The 16,440-nt window shown below is 70.2% G+C and carries 15 protein-coding genes and 3 pseudogenes; 12 read left to right on the top strand and 6 right to left on the bottom strand.

Annotated features, from left to right (window positions below; translation table 11 throughout):
• Positions 1–20: 20 nt before the first annotated feature.
• The 5 genes and pseudogenes from V8F63_RS01565 to V8F63_RS01545 all read right to left on the bottom strand — a co-directional run bounded on the left by V8F63_RS01565 (position 21) and on the right by V8F63_RS01545 (position 6,566).
• A pseudogene (locus V8F63_RS01565) lies at positions 21–1,138 on the bottom strand (DUF2336 domain-containing protein).
• A 305-nt stretch (positions 1,139–1,443) separates the two neighbouring features.
• Positions 1,444–2,328, bottom strand: a complete 885-nt coding sequence (locus V8F63_RS01560; protein WP_392354312.1) for a hypothetical protein — start codon at positions 2,326–2,328, stop codon at positions 1,444–1,446.
• Between the two features lie 79 nt (positions 2,329–2,407).
• Entirely contained in the window at positions 2,408–3,451 is a 1,044-nt protein-coding gene (locus tag V8F63_RS01555; RefSeq protein WP_029972623.1) for an ABC transporter substrate-binding protein, read from the bottom strand.
• Positions 3,452–4,115: 664 nt separating this feature from the next.
• Positions 4,116–4,658, bottom strand: coding sequence for a DsrE family protein (locus V8F63_RS01550; protein ID WP_392354311.1), 543 nt, complete (start codon positions 4,656–4,658; stop codon positions 4,116–4,118).
• A 40-nt stretch (positions 4,659–4,698) separates the two neighbouring features.
• Positions 4,699–6,566: pseudogene (locus V8F63_RS01545) on the bottom strand (ABC-F family ATP-binding cassette domain-containing protein).
• 99 nt (positions 6,567–6,665) lie between these two features.
• Here V8F63_RS01545 and V8F63_RS01540 point away from each other — a divergent pair.
• The 10 genes and pseudogenes from V8F63_RS01540 to V8F63_RS01495 all read left to right on the top strand — a co-directional run bounded on the left by V8F63_RS01540 (position 6,666) and on the right by V8F63_RS01495 (position 14,578).
• Positions 6,666–7,274 (top strand): TetR/AcrR family transcriptional regulator, encoded by a 609-nt coding sequence (locus V8F63_RS01540; RefSeq protein WP_312446656.1) that lies wholly within the window; start codon positions 6,666–6,668, stop codon positions 7,272–7,274.
• Entirely contained in the window at positions 7,271–7,609 is a 339-nt protein-coding gene (locus V8F63_RS01535) for a multidrug efflux SMR transporter (RefSeq protein ID WP_025977889.1), read from the top strand. Before V8F63_RS01540 ends, V8F63_RS01535 begins: the two co-directional genes overlap by 4 nt.
• 143 nt (positions 7,610–7,752) lie before the next feature.
• Positions 7,753–8,232 carry a YcgN family cysteine cluster protein gene (locus V8F63_RS01530; protein ID WP_303705674.1) on the top strand — a complete coding sequence of 160 codons (480 nt, stop codon included), beginning with the start codon at positions 7,753–7,755 and terminating at the stop codon, positions 8,230–8,232.
• Positions 8,233–8,275: 43 nt separating this feature from the next.
• A pseudogene (locus tag V8F63_RS01525) lies at positions 8,276–8,653 on the top strand (GAF domain-containing protein); the annotation flags it as partial.
• Between the two features lie 196 nt (positions 8,654–8,849).
• On the top strand, positions 8,850–9,875 hold the full coding sequence (locus V8F63_RS01520) for a PAS domain-containing protein (RefSeq protein WP_392355010.1): 1,026 nt from the start codon (positions 8,850–8,852) through the stop codon (positions 9,873–9,875).
• A gap of 29 nt (positions 9,876–9,904) precedes the next feature.
• Positions 9,905–10,696 (top strand): response regulator, encoded by a 792-nt coding sequence (locus V8F63_RS01515; protein WP_392354310.1) that lies wholly within the window; start codon positions 9,905–9,907, stop codon positions 10,694–10,696.
• 109 nt (positions 10,697–10,805) lie between these two features.
• Complete coding sequence (locus V8F63_RS01510; RefSeq protein ID WP_392354309.1) at positions 10,806–12,410, top strand: terminase family protein; 1,605 nt, start codon at positions 10,806–10,808, stop codon at positions 12,408–12,410.
• Between the two features lie 187 nt (positions 12,411–12,597).
• Positions 12,598–13,776 (top strand): phage portal protein, encoded by a 1,179-nt coding sequence (locus tag V8F63_RS01505; RefSeq protein ID WP_392355009.1) that lies wholly within the window; start codon positions 12,598–12,600, stop codon positions 13,774–13,776.
• Complete coding sequence (locus V8F63_RS01500; protein ID WP_025977883.1) at positions 13,776–14,000, top strand: hypothetical protein; 225 nt, start codon at positions 13,776–13,778, stop codon at positions 13,998–14,000. Before V8F63_RS01505 ends, V8F63_RS01500 begins: the two co-directional genes overlap by 1 nt.
• A gap of 200 nt (positions 14,001–14,200) precedes the next feature.
• Complete coding sequence (locus V8F63_RS01495; protein ID WP_392354308.1) at positions 14,201–14,578, top strand: HK97 family phage prohead protease; 378 nt, start codon at positions 14,201–14,203, stop codon at positions 14,576–14,578.
• Positions 14,579–14,585: 7 nt separating this feature from the next.
• Here the strand turns inward: V8F63_RS01495 and V8F63_RS01490 are convergent, their stop codons facing one another.
• Complete coding sequence (locus V8F63_RS01490) at positions 14,586–14,975, bottom strand: hypothetical protein (RefSeq protein ID WP_392354307.1); 390 nt, start codon at positions 14,973–14,975, stop codon at positions 14,586–14,588.
• Between the two features lie 151 nt (positions 14,976–15,126).
• Here V8F63_RS01490 and V8F63_RS01485 point away from each other — a divergent pair, with 151 nt between their 5' ends.
• Both V8F63_RS01485 and V8F63_RS01480 read left to right on the top strand, forming a co-directional pair.
• Positions 15,127–15,441, top strand: coding sequence for a hypothetical protein (locus tag V8F63_RS01485; protein WP_392354306.1), 315 nt, complete (start codon positions 15,127–15,129; stop codon positions 15,439–15,441).
• On the top strand, positions 15,438–16,370 hold the full coding sequence (locus tag V8F63_RS01480; RefSeq protein ID WP_392354305.1) for a phage major capsid protein: 933 nt from the start codon (positions 15,438–15,440) through the stop codon (positions 16,368–16,370). The genes V8F63_RS01485 and V8F63_RS01480 overlap by 4 nt, the downstream gene beginning before the upstream one ends.
• The last annotated feature ends 70 nt before the right edge of the window (positions 16,371–16,440 follow it).

Here is a 16,440-nt window from a genome sequence, read left to right as displayed (position 1 = left end):
TCCGGGACAAGGAGAGGCGGTCAGGCCGCCTGCATCGCCTTGCGCGCGCGCCAGAAGCGGATCGTCCGCAGGGCCGCCTCTCGGGTCAGTTCCTGATACATCCCGGCATAGGCGCGGGCCTTGCCCATGGCGTTGTCGTCGGTGTTCAGCAGGACGACGGCGTAGGTCAGGAACAGGGCGCGATCCAGGTCGGCCGCCTTGCAGATCACCGCCAGGGCGTCCAGCTCGCGCCGCTCGATGATCTGGCGAGCGGTGTGGAAGTCGACGTCGGCCAGCTGCGACAGGGCGATCAGGAAGGCGGTCTGGCCGCCCGAGCGCAGGAAGCGGGCCAGCACCTGGGGCGTCAGCTGGTTGGCGGCGCGCAGTTCTTCGACATAGGCCAGGCTCTCGGCGTAGTCGGGCGGCAGGGCGCCGTCTTCGGCGGCGACGCGCGTGCGCCCGGCGGCCAGGGCGCTTTCCAGCAGGGCCGGGTCCATCCGCGCGTTCTGTTCCAGGATGCGCTGGCGCAATCGGGCCTCGACCTCGAAATACAGGTCGTTCAGCAGGTCGGGCGGCAGGCTGGAGCGTTCGACCGTCACCGCGTGCAGGGCAGGGTTGGCGCGGGCGCGTTCAACGGCGGTTTCCGAGGCGGCGCGCGACAGGCTGGCGCCTTCATTGCCCAGCAGCACGCCCAGGGTCTCGTCGTCGCCGCGCTCGACAATGGCGTCGGACACGGCCTCGGACACGGCGGCGCGGCGGCTGACGGCGCGCATATGCCCCTGACCGCGCGAGCGCACCACGCCGATCAGGTCCGCCTCGGTCAGCACGGGCGAGGCGCTGAGGACGGGGGCGGCCACGGTCTCGGCTTCGTCATTGGCCAGGCGGCGGATCAGCTGGTGCGGGGCGTCCGGCGCCTCGGCGAACCGCTCGGCCAGTTCGGCGCGCACGGCCGTCTCCATAGCGTCGGTGAGTTCGGACAGGACGGCGCCATAGAGGGCGGTTTCCGCCTCGGTGCGCTGGGGGCGCCGAAGAAGCAGTCGGTCAGTTCACGCAGCAGGGCGCGCCGCTTGGGGCTGGAGTCTTCCTGGGCCAGGGCGATCAGCTCAGGCAGGCGCGAGCCGGTCTTGGCCGGCGGAGGCAGGGCGGCGCCGTCGCTCATGGCAGGTCGGGACCGTCGGTCGTGGGACCGTCCGTCAGGGGGCGGCGCGCAGGCGGCCCTGGGCGTCGCGCATGACGGCGGGCGCCTCGGGCGGCTGAGCCAGGTCGTCCGAGGCGATGGGTTGATCCAGTTCGACCGGCAGGGCGTCCAGATAGTTGGGCGCGGGCAGGGGCGTGGCGTCCGGCTGGCGGCCCGCCTGACGGTGGACGGAGTAATAGCGGGCGCCGCTCTGAGCCGGGGCGTCGCTGGACGCGGGCTGGGGCGCGGGTTGCGGCGCAGTCTGAGGTTGTTGCTGCGCCGGGGCCTCAGGCGTGGCGGCGGCCGATGCGGCGGGCGTCTGAGGCGCGTTCCTTTGCAGCTGGAAGATCAGCGCGTCGCGACGGGCGCCAACGGGTCGACGGTCGGCTGGGCCGGTGCGGGCGCGGGGTCTGGCTGAGCTTGGGGCTGAGGCTCGGGCGGGAGCGGGGGGCAGGCTGGACCGGCGGCGGGGGCGGCGCAGGCTGGGGCTGGGCGATAACGCTCTGCGGCGGCTGTCGCACCGGTTCAGGCGTCGGCTCGGGGGCAGGTTGAGGAGCAGGGGCGACGACGCGCGGGATCGGCTGAACCGGCGTCGGCATCGGCCGCAACGGCTCGGGCATCGGCGCGGGCGTCGGCTGGGGCGTCTGCTGGGGCAGAGGCGCATAGGGCGCAGGCTGAGGCTGGCTCTGCGTCGGCTGGCGCGTCCACGGCGGGGGTTGATAGGACGGCTGATAGGGCGCGGGCGGCGTGAAGTCGGGCGCCGGGGCTTCGGCCGGAGGACTCACATAGGGGCGCCAGACGGCGTCCGGGTGGCTGGTCACCGGACGGAACTCGGGCGCGGGGGCCTGCTGGGGCTCGCCGTAGGCCTGGGCGGAACGCCAGGGGTATCCGCCGTGCGGGATGATGGGCGGGCGGGCGGCATAGGTCTGGCTGTCCGCCACGACCTGCTGCGGCGGGGCGAAGCTGTCAGCCGGGGCGCTGGTCCAGTCCGGCGCGGGCCGGCTGGCTGGATGGGCTGAGGGGCGGCCCGGCCAGGAGAGTTGGCGCGTATGGGAGGGCGTAGGATAGGGCGTTTGGTCGGGAGCTTGTTGAGGCGGGACGGGCTGCGCCCAGGCGGCCGTGGCCGCGCCGAGCGCGGGCAGAAGGGCGGCGATGGTCAGGGTGCGCGTCAACGGCGCCTCGTGAAAACTGCAGAGGTTCAGCCGGGCATCCTAGGCGGCGCGGCTTAATCCTCGCCTAACGTCGGGCGATTTAGCCGCGCGAGGGCAGATACTGGCTGGTGAAGGCCTCGCGCCAGTCGGGCGCGGCGGGATAGGCGCCCTGCGTCTGATCGGCGAAGGCCTGCCAACGCTCGGGCGTCATGGCGCCGAGGCCGTACAGGGCCGCGTCGCCGCCGTCGACCATGGCCCGGGCGCGCAGGGCGGCGCGGGCGGCGTCCAGCGCGCGCTGGGGCAGGTCGGGATGGGCGCGGCGGATCAGGGCGTCGCCCTTGGCCCCGTCGCCGTGGACATAGTCGCGCCAGCCCTCGACCGAGGCGGCGATGAAGTTGCGCAGGGCCTGGGCGTTGTCGCGGGCGAAGGCGTTGGGCGCCAGCACCAGGCCGGAATAGGAGGGGTAGCCGTCCTCGGCCGGGGACAGGATCAGGGGCTGGAAGCCGACCGCGCGGGCGACCGCCTCTGGGCCGCCGTCGGTCAGGCGAGCGATCAGCACGCTGTCCGCATCGTCGCGGAAGGCCTTCAGATTGTCATCGACCGCGCCGGGTTGGGCCTGGTCGGCGGCCAGATCGAAGCGGGCGCGCAGCCAGGTCCAGAAGCCGTCCTGATCCCTGGGCTCCATCAGCAGCTTGCGGCCGCGCAGGACGGTCAGATCCTCCAGCTGCTGGCCGGGATGGGCCAGAAGGACGACCGGGTCTTTCTGCAGGAAGGCGGCTACGGCCTTGACCGGGGCGCGCTCGGCGATCAGCCGCAGGGGCAGGAAGCTGTCGCGGCCGATGGCCAGTTCGACCGCGCTGGCGGCCAGAAGGGCGGGGATGTCGGCGCCCGGCGGGCCGGACAGAATCTCGACATTGAGGCCGCGCCGCTCATAGGCCCCGACCGCCAGCGCCTGATAGAAGCCGCCGTGCAGGGCGTCGGCCGGTCCGCCCGCCGCGACGCGCAGGCGCACGCGGCCGGACTCGTCGGTCGGCGCGGGCGTGCGGCTGCACGCCGACAGGGCGCCCACGGCGCTCAGGCCCACGGCGCTTAGGCCAAGGGCGCCGGCCATCAGGCCGCGTCGGTTCAGGCGGGCGCGAGTCATCACGTCTAGGGTGTAGGGGGCGGGCCGCGCTTGGAAAGGCGGCGGGACGTCGCCAGGCCGAATTGCGACCGGAAATCCAACAAGCCAGCGCCGGAATTGAGCGAGGGGACGTCATCCTTTGAGCCGGACCGTCGCCGGTCAGATCGCGGATCGCGTCCCCTCGCCAAGTCCGGGTTGGACTTGACCGTTATAGGGTCGAAACTTCGCCTCAGCGTCGGCGGGCGAACCCGGCGTCGTTCGGCGCCTGTTTCATCGGCTCCTGGTCTTCGGCGTTCCGCAAGGCGAACCTCGCGCCGTCCATCGATCCCGGCCTGGTTCTCCGTGATCCCTGCGCCGAAACGCTAAAGGATCGGGAGCCTTGGCCCTGCGTCGGTGTTTCCGCGTCCTCCGAGGAGGCTTGGAACCCTGGGTCAGAGAGCCGGACCGGTCCGCTTGATGTCCGGGTCTCCCCGGATTTCCGCGCCTCCGTGTCCCTTCGGCCTGTTGACGTTCCCGCGAAATCGGTTATTGGGCAAGCGCCCAAACCGGCGCGTCTGTGCGGAATCGTCCCGGACCCGGTGGGCAAGTCTGTGGATATCTGTGGACGGACGAAATTCGCGCAGGCGGATCAGGATGTTGCGCTGTCCACAGGAAAAGGCGCTCCGCGCCGCGCCGGGCGCGAACTCTAGAGAATGAGGGCGTAGCCGGCCTGCTGGTGGTGAATGACGGTCATCATGGCGGCGGTATCGACCTGAACGCCGGGCTCCAGATCGGCGGGGGTCAGGCCGTTGGCGACCATCGACTGACCGCACAGGCGCACCTGAACCCCGGCGGCGAGGAGGGCGCGGATCAGGGCGCTGTTGGGATTGACCTGCCCCTTGCCGCGCGCGGCCCAGGCGGCGTCGGACAGGGTGGCGAGCGTGGCGCCTCCGTGCAGGACGGCGACGATCTTGCGGCGCTCGCCCGTCACGCCGCCGGCTTCGAGCAGATTGGTCAGGCGGGCCACGCGGGCGAGCGACTTGAGCGGCTTGTCGTCCGGCCCGCCCTGGGCCACGTCGAGGATGACCTTGTAGTCGCGCCCGGCGTCAGGTTGTTCGCCCGCATCAGGCAGGGCGGTGAAGGCGCCGTGGCCGACGACCGTCTGGGCTTGGGCTTGAGACGGGAGGGCGACGGTTGAGACGCCCAGAGCCCCGAGGGCCAGGACGAGGGCGGAGAGAACGGCTTTCATGCGGAGGTCCTGACTTAACGAGGGGTGCAGAGGCAGGCGATCACCCTGCCAGCGCGGCCTTCTTCTCTTCAAGCTCCAGCCAGTCGAGTTCGGCGGTTTCCAGTTCAGCGCGGGCCTTTTCGGCCGCCTTCATGGCGCGGTCGAAGGCGACGGGGTCGCGTGAATAGAGGTCGGGGTCGGCCAGGATGGCGTCCTGTTTGGCGATTTCGACGGGGAGGGTCTCCATCAGCTTTTCGACCTCTTCCAGACGGCGGGCGTCCTTGTAGGAAAGCTTGGCCTGTTTCTTGGGGGCGCGGTCGGAAGGCTCCGCCTTCTCGACCCGACGCGCTCCGGGGGCGGCTTCGGCGTGGGTGGGGGCGGGGCGAGGAAGCCGGGGTTCTGGCGCAGGAAGTCCTGCCAGCCGCCGGGGGTCTCGACCACGTCGCCGCGGCCGTTCAGGGCGATGGTCGAGGTGGCCAGGCGGTCGACGAAATCACGGTCGTGCGACACCAGGATCAGAGTGCCGTCGTAGCTTTCGAGCAGCTCCTCCAGCTTCTCCAGCGTGTCCATGTCGAGGTCGTTGGTCGGCTCGTCCAGGATCAGCAGATTGGCGGGCTGGGCCAGGGCGCGCGCCAGCAGCAGGCGGTTGCGCTCGCCGCCCGACAGGGTGGAGATGGGCTGCTTCAGCTGCGCTTCCTGGAACAGGAAGTCCTTGGCGTAGGCGGCGACATGCATGGAGCGGCCGCGCACCAGGATGCTGTCGCCCCCGCCCGGCGTCAGCGCGTCCCACAGGGTCATGTCCGACTTCAGCCCCTCGCGCGACTGGTCGAGGTAGAGGGGCTCCAGATTGGCGCCCATGCGGACCGTGCCCTCGTCCGGGGCCAGTTCGCCCAGCAGCACCTTGACCAGGGTGGTCTTGCCCGCGCCGTTGGGGCCGACGATGGCCAGCCGGTCGCCGCGGATGATGCGGGTGGTCAGGTTCTTGAAGATGACGCGGTCGCCGAACGCCTTGCTGACGCCCTTGATGTCGGCGACCAGCTTGCCCGAGGCGCCGCCGGAATCGACGCCGAGGTTCAGTTCGCGCGGGATGTCCTTGACCCGTTCGGCCCGGTCCAGACGCATCTGCTGCAGGGCGCGGGCGCGGCCCTCGTTGCGGGTGCGCTGGGCGGTGATGGAGCGGTAGAAGGTGTAGGTCTCGGCCTCGATGCGCTTGGTCAGGCGGCGCAGGGACTCGGCCTCCTCCTCCATGACCTTGGCGGCCCAGTCGTCGAACTCGATGAAGCCCTTGTTCAGGGTGCGGACCTTGCGGCCTTCCAGCCAGTGCACGGTGTCGGTGACGCGGTTCAGGAAGGCGCGGTCGTGGCTGACCACCAGCAGGGCGAAACGGGCCTGGATCAGCTCGTTTTCCAGCAGTTCGATGGCCAGGATGTCGAGGTGGTTGGTCGGCTCGTCCAGCAGCAGAAGGTCGGGCTCTTCGGCGAAGGCCTTGGCCAGGGCGGCGCGGCGGATCTCGCCGCCCGACAGGCCTTGCGTCGACTTGTTCGGGTTGAGGCCGAAGGTCTCGAGCCAGCTTTCGGCGGTCCAGCGTTCGGCCTCGCCCGAGGCGGCGTAGTCGGCCAGGGTCCATTCTTGAGTGGCCCTACCGCTCGCGACTTCGCGCTCGCTGCTTGAGGGCGGTGAGAGATCGGGTTCTTGCGGGACATAGGCGAAGCGGGTGCCGGCCTGGAACGAGCGGTCGCCCGAGTCCGGCTCGATCAGGCCCATGACCACCTTCATCAGGGTGGACTTGCCCGCCCCGTTGCGGCCGACCAGGGCGGCGCGGCTGCGCGGCTCCATCGCCATGTCGACGCCGTCGAACAGCGGGAGGGGGCCGTCCTGGAGACGGACGTCCTTGAGGGCGACGAGAGGAGGGCGAAGGGCCATAGACACCAGTCCGAAAAGGGAGGCCACGCCTATAGCGCGTCGAGAGGGCGAAGGGCCAATATTTCAGGATTTACACAAAACCGTCCAGACGGTATGTCGGGTCGCATGGACGCTCAACCGAACCGCCGGACGCCCGAAGACACCCGCCGCCAGATCATCGAAGCGGCCATCGAACTGGCCGCCGAACAGGGGGCGATGGCGCTGACGCTGGACGCCGTGGTGGGGCGGCTGCCCTTCAGCAAGGGCGCCCTGTTGCATCACTTTCCGACCAAACAGGCGTTGCTGGAAGGGGTGCTGGACCATCTGGCGCTGGAGATGACGACGGCGGTGCTGGCCGAGGCCGCGCGCGATCCCAACCCCTATGGCCGCAATGCGCGGGCCTATCTGAGGACGGTGGTCAATGAGCCGGCGACCGAGCGGGACGTGAGCATCGGCCGCGCCGTCCTGGCCGCCTGCGCCATAGAGCCCAGCCTGATCCCGCGCTGGCGTGAGGCGATCCGCAGCCTGACGGTGGGAGACCCGGAAGATCCGATGGGCCGGGACGACGCCCTGATGCTGCGGCTGATCGCCGACGGCCTGTGGATGAGCGATCTGTTCGGCACGCATGAGGTGTCGCTGGAACAGCGCCAGGCCCTGCTGTCGCTGCTGACGCCGGGCAGCCTGCTGACGGACGGCTATTCAGAGGCCGGCGCCCATGGGGAGACCGGCGCATGAGCCCGACCACCTGGCTGGCCCTGCTGGGCGCGATCGGCTTTGAGGTGATGGGCACGACCTTGCTGCAGCAGTCGCAGCAGTTCACCAAACCCCTGCCGACGGCGGGGCTGGCGGTCTGTTACGGCATCGCCTTCTATCTGCTGACGCTGGCGCTGAAGCAGATGCCGGTGGGGTTGGCCTATGCGATCTGGAGCGGGCTGGGGGTGGTGCTGATCTCGCTGATCGGCCTGGTTCTGTTCAAGCAGAAACTGGATGGCCCGGCCATCATCGGTCTGGGGCTGATCATCGGCGGGGTGGTGGTGATCAACCTGTTCTCGAAAAGCGTGACGCACTGAAGCGTGCCGGAGGGGCGGCTGAGACGCCGAGACCAGGATCGCCTGGCCCTCCCCACCCGGTCTTCGCTTCGCTTCGACCACCCTCCCCATGAAGGGGAGGGAGAAGGCGACAGCGGGGGTTTTGAGGCGTATAGGGCGCGCCCATGAGTTCCGCGCCCGCCAAGCCCTTCTGGGAGACCAAGACGCTCGCCGAGATGAATCCGGCCGAGTGGGAAAGCCTGTGCGACGGCTGCGGCCTGTGCTGCGTCATCCGGTTCGAGGACGAGGACACCGGCCGGATCATCCCGACGCGCGTGCATTGCAAGCTGTTCGACACGAACGCCTGCACCTGCACCGATTACGCCGAGCGTCAGGCCGAGGTGCCGGACTGCGTGCAGCTGACGCCCGACAATATCGAGCGGCTGAAGTGGATGCCGCTGTCGTGCGCCTATCGTCGGCTGCATGAAGGGCGGCCGCTGGCCTGGTGGCATCCGCTGGTCTCGGGCGACCGGGAGACGGTGCATACGGCCGGGGTGTCGGTGCGTCGCCAGACCGTGTGCGAGACGGCGCTGAAGGAACCCGAGGACGCCCTGGAGTTCGAAGCGCCCGAATGGATGGCGGAACGGGGCGTCGCTAACGAATAATTCGGCGCCTGGGGGTTAGGGGCGTGATCAGGGCGAGGGCGGAATGGACATTGTCGCAGCAGGAAAAGGCTCGGGAAACGGCGCGCGGGACGCGTTCGACCGGCTGACGGCGATCGCCTGCGCGACCTTCCGTACGCCCCACGCCATGATCGCGACGCTAGATGAAGACCGGGCGGTCTTTCTGTCCGGGGTCGGGCTGGACGAGGTGAGCGTGCCGCGCCTCGACAGCGTCAGCCACCAGCTAGCGGCCATGGGACCGGACGCCGTGATGGTGATCCAGGATGCGCGTGAGCATCCCGTCTATCGCCGCCATCCGATGGTGGTCGGGGCGCCCCATGTCCGCTTCTTTCTCGGCGCCACGGTGTGCGGCGCTGACGGGCGGCCCGCGGGGGCCATTGGCGTCATGGACGTTCAGCCGCGTACGGCGCCGACGCAGGCCGAGCTGGACCTGATCCGCGAACTGGCCGGGCTGGCGGGTCAGTTGATGGAGCACGCCGAGGCGATGCGCCAGGAGGCGGCGCGCCTGGAGACGCTGCGGCTGGCCGAGGACATGGTCGGGGTCGGACGCTGGCGCTATGAGGTCGCGACCGGAGCGGTGACCTGGTCGGACGAGATCTATCGCATCCACGGGCGGGCCGGGCGCCTTCCATCCGAAGCTGGAGGATGTCTTCGGCCACTATCACGCGGACGACCGGGGCGAGGTCCAGCGGCTGGTCGAACGGGCGCTGAAGACCGGCGAAGGCTATACCTTCAAGCTGAGGCTGGTCGGCGTGGACGGTGTCGAACGGGTGGTCGCCGCCGAGGGCGCCGCCGAGAAGGACGCCACCGGCCGGGTGATCGCCCTGTTCGGGGTGCTGCAGGACGTGACCGAGCGCGAGGCCTTGCTGCGTGCGGCCCAGACCAATGAGCGGCGCTATCGCCTGCTGGCCGAAAACACCGGCGACGTGATCACCCGCGTCAAGATGGACGGGTCGAGCAAATACATCTCGCCGGCGATCCAGCAGTTGCTGGGCTGGACCTTTGAGGACATGAGCGGCCAGTCGACCGACTATGTCCACCCCGAGGACCGGCTGCAGGTGCTCCAGGCGATCAGCGCGGCGGTCCAGACAGGCCAGCCGACGCGGCTGGAGCATCGGGCGGTGCACCGCCAGGGCCACACGGTATGGGTGGAGTCCGCCTTCAAGGCCCTGACCGACGAGCACGGCCAGGTCGACGACGTGGTGGTGGTGATCCGCGACATGACCCAGCGCAAGGTGCTGGAGGACGAGGTCATCGAGGCCAAGGAGCGGGCCGAGAAGGCCGCCCAGGCCAAGAGCGAGTTCCTGGCCAATATGAGCCATGAGCTGCGCACGCCCCTGACCAGCGTCATCGGCTTTTCGGGACTGTTGCAGGCCTCGGAGCATCTGCCGGCCGAAGAGCGGGTCTATGTCGAACGCATCGCCACGGCGTCAGAGGCGCTGCTGGGCGTCATCAATGACATTCTGGACTATTCCAAGCTGGAAGCCGACGCGATCGAGATGGACCCGGAGCCGTTCGATACGCGGGCCCTGGTGGACGGGGCGGCGGCGATCATCGAGAGCCAGTGCTCGGCCAAGGGGCTGACCCTGAACGTGGTGGTGGCGGCGGAAACCCCGAGCGCCTGACCGGCGACAAGGGACGGTTGCGGCAGGTGATGCTGAACTTTCTGTCCAATGCGGCCAAGTTCACCGCGCGGGGAGCGGTGACGCTGAAGGTCGGCGGGCGGCCGCTGGCGGACGGCGGCTGGCGGATGCGGGTGGAGGTGACCGACACCGGCATCGGCATCCCGTCCGAGAAGATCGGGGAACTGTTTCGGCGCTTCACCCAGGCCGACGCCTCGACCACGCGGGTCTATGGCGGGACGGGGCTGGGTCTGGCGATCTCGCGGCGGCTGATCGAACTGATGGGCGGCGAGGTCGGGGTGGAAAGCGCGCCGGGCGCCGGCTCGACCTTCTGGTTCGAGGCGCCGCTGGCGGCGGCGACGGCCGAGGACGTTACGGCGGCAGGCGAGGAGGATCGCGCCCGCAAGGACGCCCTGCGCGGCCGGGTGCTGATGGCCGACGACGCGGCCGCCAACCGCGAGCTGGTCAGCGCCATCCTGAGAAACCTGGGGTTGGAGATCGATACGGTCGCCGACGGCGCCGAGGCGGTGCATGCGGCGCATTCAGGCGCCTATGACCTGGTGCTGATGGACGTGCACATGCCGGTCATGGACGGGCTGACCGCGACGCGGGAAATCCGCCGGATGCAGGCCCAGGGCGAGCGGCGGATCCCCATCCTGGCGCTGACGGCCAACGTGCAGGCGGACCAGGTGAAGCGTTGCCTGGAAGCGGGGATGGACGGCCATCTGGCCAAGCCGATCCAGATCGCGGAACTGGCGGCCGCCCTGTCGCGGTGGCTGAACGAGGCGGAAACGACGCCTGAAGAGACGCGGGCGGGCGCCTGACGCCGACGGTCTTTGCGACAGTGCGGGCCAAAGCCGGGAAATCCCTGCGTTTGACGCGATCCGGGCGCCCTTTGCGCGCCTGAGGACGCTGCTCGTCTATGGTTCAGTCATGGCGGGAAAAGCGGATCAGAGCGGGGCGGCGGGGACGACGGCGGCGTGGCTGGGCGAGGTCTTCGCCAGGCTGAAGGCCGCGACTGACGAGGCCATCGCCGTGGTGACGGCGGCCGAGCCGCCCGCCGATGTGGCCGAGGCCGAGAAGCGGGCGCGCGCCATCGGCGTTCTGGCCCGCACGGCTAAGGCGGTGGCGGCGCTGGAAGCCGACATGATCCGCAAGAGCCGCAGCCCTGAAGAGGATGGAATGAGCGACGACGACCGTGACCTCAGCGACGCCGAACTGGCCGGGCTTCAGGCCGAATTCTTCGCCCGTGTCGATCATCTCGTCGCAGCCATCGAGCGCAAGTCGCTGGCTGCGGGACTGGATCGAGAGCCTGCCGCGCGAACAGCGGGGGCGGCGCTGAGGGCGGCCGTGAAGGCGACGCCGAGGCTGAACGACGACCAGATCGCGCCGCCTGAGAACTGGCGCACCTGGGTACTGCTGGGCGGGCGCGGGTCGGGCAAGACCTTCGCCGGCGGCTTCTGGATGAACGAGCTGGCGCGGGGCGCGGATATGACCTTCGCCCTGGTCGGACCGGCGCTGCACGACGTGCGCGAGGTGATGGTCGAGGGGCCGTCGGGGCTGAAGGCTCAGGCGACGCCCGACAACCGGCCGCGCTGGGAAGCGGGGCGGCGACGGCTGGTGTGGCCCTCGGGCGCGGCGGCCTATGCGTTTTCGGCCGAAGACCCGGACAGCCTGCGCGGGCCGCAGTTTCACGCCGCCTGGGCGGACGAATTCTGCGCCTGGAGGAACATCGAGGCGACGCTGTCGAACCTGAGGTTCGGCCTGCGGCTGGGGACGGACCCTAAGCTGGCGATCACGACGACGCCCCGGCCGATCCCGGCCCTGAGGCGGCTGTTGGCCGAGCCGGGCGTGGCGACGGCCCGGCTGGCGACGAAGGACAACGAAGCCAATCTGGCGCCGGGGTTCCTGGGCCATCTTCACAGCCTCTATGCCGGGACGCGGCTGGAGGCGCAGGAGATGGAGGGGCTGGTGGTCGAGGCCGATGGCGCCCTGTTCCGGGCGGAGGATTTGGCGCGGGCGCGGGGGAGCCGTCCGACGAAGTTTGAGCGGGTGGTGGTGGCGGTCGATCCGCCCGCCAGCGCCCAGGGCGACGCCTGCGGGATCGTGGTGGCGGGGCGTTGGGACAAGACGGGCTATGTGCTGGCCGACCGTTCGGCGCGCGGCCTGTCGCCCGCCGGGTGGGCGCGGCGCGTGGCCGAGACCGCGCGCGAGTTCGACGCCGACCTGGTGCTGGCCGAGGCCAATCAGGGCGGGGAGATGGTGCGCGCCCTGCTGGGCCAGGCGGACTGTCCGGCGCAGGTGAAGCTGGTTCACGCCAGCCGGTCCAAGAAGGCGCGGGCCGAGCCGGTGGCGGCGCTCTACGAACAGGGGCGCGTGGTCCACTGCGGGGCGTTCGCGGCGCTGGAGGAAGAGATGATGGCGCTGGGCGGGGAGGCGCCGGGCGCCAAGAGCCCGGACCGGGCGGACGCCCTGGTGTGGGGGCTGACGCACCTGCTGCTGGCCGGGAAGACGCAGCCGAGGCTGCTGGCGTTGTGAGGATAGGCGCGGCGCTCTCCCTCCCCGTCCCGGGGAGGGTGGTCGCGAAGCGACCGGGCGGGGAGGGCCAGGTGATTTCAGACTGGCTGACTTCAGACGGGGCGCTTGAATAGCCCTGCCGCCCCCACCCGGTTTCGCCCTGACGGGCTCAACCACCCTCCCCGGGACGGGGAGGGAGAATTCGGTGATGGAGATTTCAATGGATTGGCGACGACCGTTCGGTCGGCGGCGCATCGCCGCGCCCGAAATCAAGGACAGCCGCACCGGGCAGCTGATCGCGCTGACGGGGGCGGGCCGGGCGCGGTGGACGCCGCGCGATTACGCCCATCTGGCGGACGAGGGGTTCGGCAAGAACGCCGTGGCCTATCGCTGCGTGCGGATGATCGCGGAGGCGGCGGCCTCGACGCCGCTGATGGTGATGGTCGGGGGCGTGCGCAGCGCGGACCATCCGCTGGCGCGGCTGATCGACAAGCCCAATCCCGAGCAGTCGGGCGGGGAGTTGATGGAGGCGCTGTACGGCGCGCTGCAGACGGCGGGCAACGCCTATGTCGAGGCGACCGGCGACGCCGACGGGGACGGAGCGCCGGACGAACTGTGGGCGTTGCGGCCCGACCGGGTGAAGGTGGTTCCGGGGCTGGCGGGCTGGCCGGAAGCCTATGAGTATGCGGTCGGCGGGCGCGCGGTGCGGATCGGGCGGCACGGCGACGGCTGGTCGCCGGTCATGCATCTGAAGTTGTTTCATCCGACGGACGATCATTACGGGTTTTCACCGCTGGAGGCGGCGGCCTTCGCCATCGACGTGCACAACGCTTCGGGCGCCTGGAACAAGGCGCTGTTGGACAATGCGGCGCGGCCGTCGGGGGCGCTGGTCTATGGCGCCAGGGACGGCGAGCGGCTGACGGCGGATCAGTTCGAGGCGCTGAAGGCGGAGCTGGGCGAGGCCCATGCCGGGGCGCGCAACGCCGGGCGGCCGCTGCTGCTCGAAGGCGGGCTGGACTGGAAGCCGATGAGCCTGACGCCGCACGACATGGACTTCATCGCCGGCAAGCACGCGGCGGCGCGGGAGATCGCCCTGGCCTTCGGCGTGCCGCCGCAGCTGCTGGGGATTCCGGGGGATGCGACCTACGCCAACTATCGCGAGGCCAACGCCGCCTTTTGGCGCGGGACGGTGATCCCGCTGGTGAGGAAGGCGGCGGGGGCGATGACGGGCTGGCTGGGCGGGCGGTTCACAGATTGCCGGATCGAGCCGGACCTGGATGCGGTTCCGGCTCTGCAGGTCGAGCGTGACGCGCTGTGGGCGCGGCTGAGTGCCGCGAGCTTCCTGACAGAGGACGAGCGGCGCCGGATGGCGGGGGTGGGGGAGTGATGGAGGCGATGAAGAAGATGCCCGTCGCCCTGATCGCGGCGCTGCTGGTGCAGACCGTCGGCGGCCTAGTGTGGGCCGGCGGGGCCGCGGCGCGGATCGCCACCCTGGAGCAGCGCGTGGACGAGCAGAGGTTGGTCGCCGAGCGGCTGGCGCGGCTGGAGGCGCAGGGCGAAGCGACGCGCGCCGCGGTCGAGCGGATCGAGCGGCGGCTGGAGGAGAAATGATGGCGCAGGGATTTCTCCCTCCCCTTCATGGGGAGGGTGTCGGCGCAGCCGACGGGTGGGGAGGGGAGAGCAAATCGGGTCTGGCGGCTTATCAGCCAAGCCGTCCCCACCCGGCTTCGCCTGACGGCTCAGCCACCCTCCCCATAAAGGGGAGGGAGAAAGGGGCGCTCGCTATCCAAGGCTACGCCTCCCTTTGGGGCGTGGCGGATCTGAACGGGGACGTGACGGCGCGCGGCGTCTTCGCCGACAGCCTGGCCAAGACCGGCGCGGGCGGGGTGCGGATGCTGCACCAGCATGAGAGCCGCGCCGTGGTCGGCGTCTGGGACCGGATGGTCGAGGACGAGCGGGGCCTGTGGGTCGAGGGGCGGATCGAGGACTGGTCCGCCGAGGCCCGCTACGCCGCCGCCCTGACGCGCGCCGGGGCGCTGGACGGCCTGTCGATCGGCTTTCGTGCGACGAAGGCGCGGCGCGACGGGCGGCTTAGGGTGCTGAGCGCGGCGGAGCTGTGGGAGGTGTCGCTGGTGACGTTTCCGATGCTGCCGGGCGCGCGGTTTCAGGCGCGGGGGGCGGCGGGCTGATCCGGCGTCAGTCGGGCGAGGCCAGCGGGCGGTCGTCGCGACGTCCGTGCAGGCCGGGGGCCTCCTGGGCGTGGCCGCGCAGGGCGATGGCGCAGGATTCAGGGGTCTGGCGCGAGGCGACGGCGGGGCTGGCGCCTCGGTCATAGGCGGCCCGGAGCGCGCGGCGTTCCGTCTCGTCGGCGGTCGGGGCGTGGCGGCGCAGATGGGCGGCGAAGCCCTGTTCGCCCGAAGGGGCGCGATTGAAGCGCTCGCACGCCCCCAGGGTCTCGAACAGACGGGCCTGCAGGGAAGCGCCGGCGGAGAGGCGGTTCTGTTGGGGAGGCATGGCGGCTGTTTCCGGCGTGGCGCACGACGGGAGAAGGGCGGCGGACAGGGCGATTATGACGAGTTTGAGCATCAATTCTTCCTGCATGAACGAGGACGCTAACACGCCTGCGCGAAGGCGCAACGAGGGCTGTGGCGCGACCTGCTGAAGCAAGATCGAGACGCGGCGTCGCAACCGCGTCTCCAGCGTAACCGCATCGTGCGGTTCTAACATCGGAGACACCATGAAAGAGACCAAGACCGTCTCGGGCAACCCCGAGGCGCGCGCCGCCATGCATGAGATGATGGCCGCGTTCGAGGCGTTCAAAGGGGCGAACGACGCCCGTCTGGACGAGATCGAGAAGAAGGCGTCGGCCGATGCGCTGCTGGAGGAGAAGGTGGCGCGCATCGATCAGGCCGTGGCGCAGGCGCAGGCGCGCATGGATCGCGTGCTGAGCGAGAGCCGCAGGCCTGTGCTTGAGGCCGACGGCCCCTCCACCGCTTCGCGGTCCCCTCCCCATTCCATGGGGAGGAGAAATCGGCGTGGGACGGCTATATGAAGTCGGGCGCGTCGCATGGTCTGGAGCTGAAGGCGGGGCTGTCGTCGGCGTCGAACTCGGCGGGCTATGTCGTGCCGCCGGAGACGGAGCGGGCCATCGAGCGACGCCTGATGGCGGGCAGCCCGATGCGCGAGATCGCCACGGTGCGCACCGTCGGCTCAGGCGTGTTCAGGAAGCCGGTGTCGACGGCGGGCGTGCAGGCGGGCTGGGTGGCCGAGACGGCGGCTCGCCCCGAGACGGACCCGGCGACGCTGGCGCTGCTGGAGTTTTCGTCGGCCGATCTCTACGCCTGTCCGGCGGCGACGCAGTCCCTGCTGGACGACGCCCTGATCGACCTGGACGAATGGCTGGCGGCCGAGGTCGAGGACGCCTTCGCGGCGCAGGAGACGGCGGCCTTCGTCAGCGGCGACGGGGTGAACAAGCCCAAGGGCTTCCTGGCCTATGCCAATGCGGCCGAAGGAACGCAGACCTGGGGCCAGATCGGCACGGTGGCGTCGGGGGCTGCGGGCGGTTTCGCGACCACCAATCCGGCGGATAAGCTGATCGACCTGATCTATGCGCCCAAGGCCCAGTATCGGCCGAATGGGCGTTTCGTGATGAACCGACGCACGGTCTCGGCGGTGCGCAAGTTCAAGGATGCGGACGGCAACTATGTCTGGTCGCCGGCGACGCGGCCGGGCGAGACGGCGTCGCTGCTGGGCTATCCGGTTACCGAGATCGAGACCATGCCGGATATCGGCGCCAACAGCCTGTCGGTCGCGTTCGGCGACTTTGCGCGCGGTTATCTGATCGTCGACCGCGCGGGGGTGCGAGTGTTGCGCGATCCCTATTCGGCCAAGCCCTATGTGCTGTTCTACACGACCAAGCGCGTGGGCGGCGGGGTGCAGAACTTCGACGCGATCAAGCTGATGAAGTTCGCGGCCTCGTAAGAGACGCTGAAGCTGGGCCCTCTCCCGGCGGGAGAGGGCTTGAGCCTCGGAGAGCCGAAGGCGATCCGCA

The organism is Brevundimonas sp. LF-1 (assembly GCF_037055305.1).
GTDB classification, from domain to species: domain Bacteria; phylum Pseudomonadota; class Alphaproteobacteria; order Caulobacterales; family Caulobacteraceae; genus Brevundimonas; species Brevundimonas sanguinis.
Note: the sequence above shows the minus strand (reverse complement) of the source record. Positions and strands in the feature narration are given on the sequence as shown.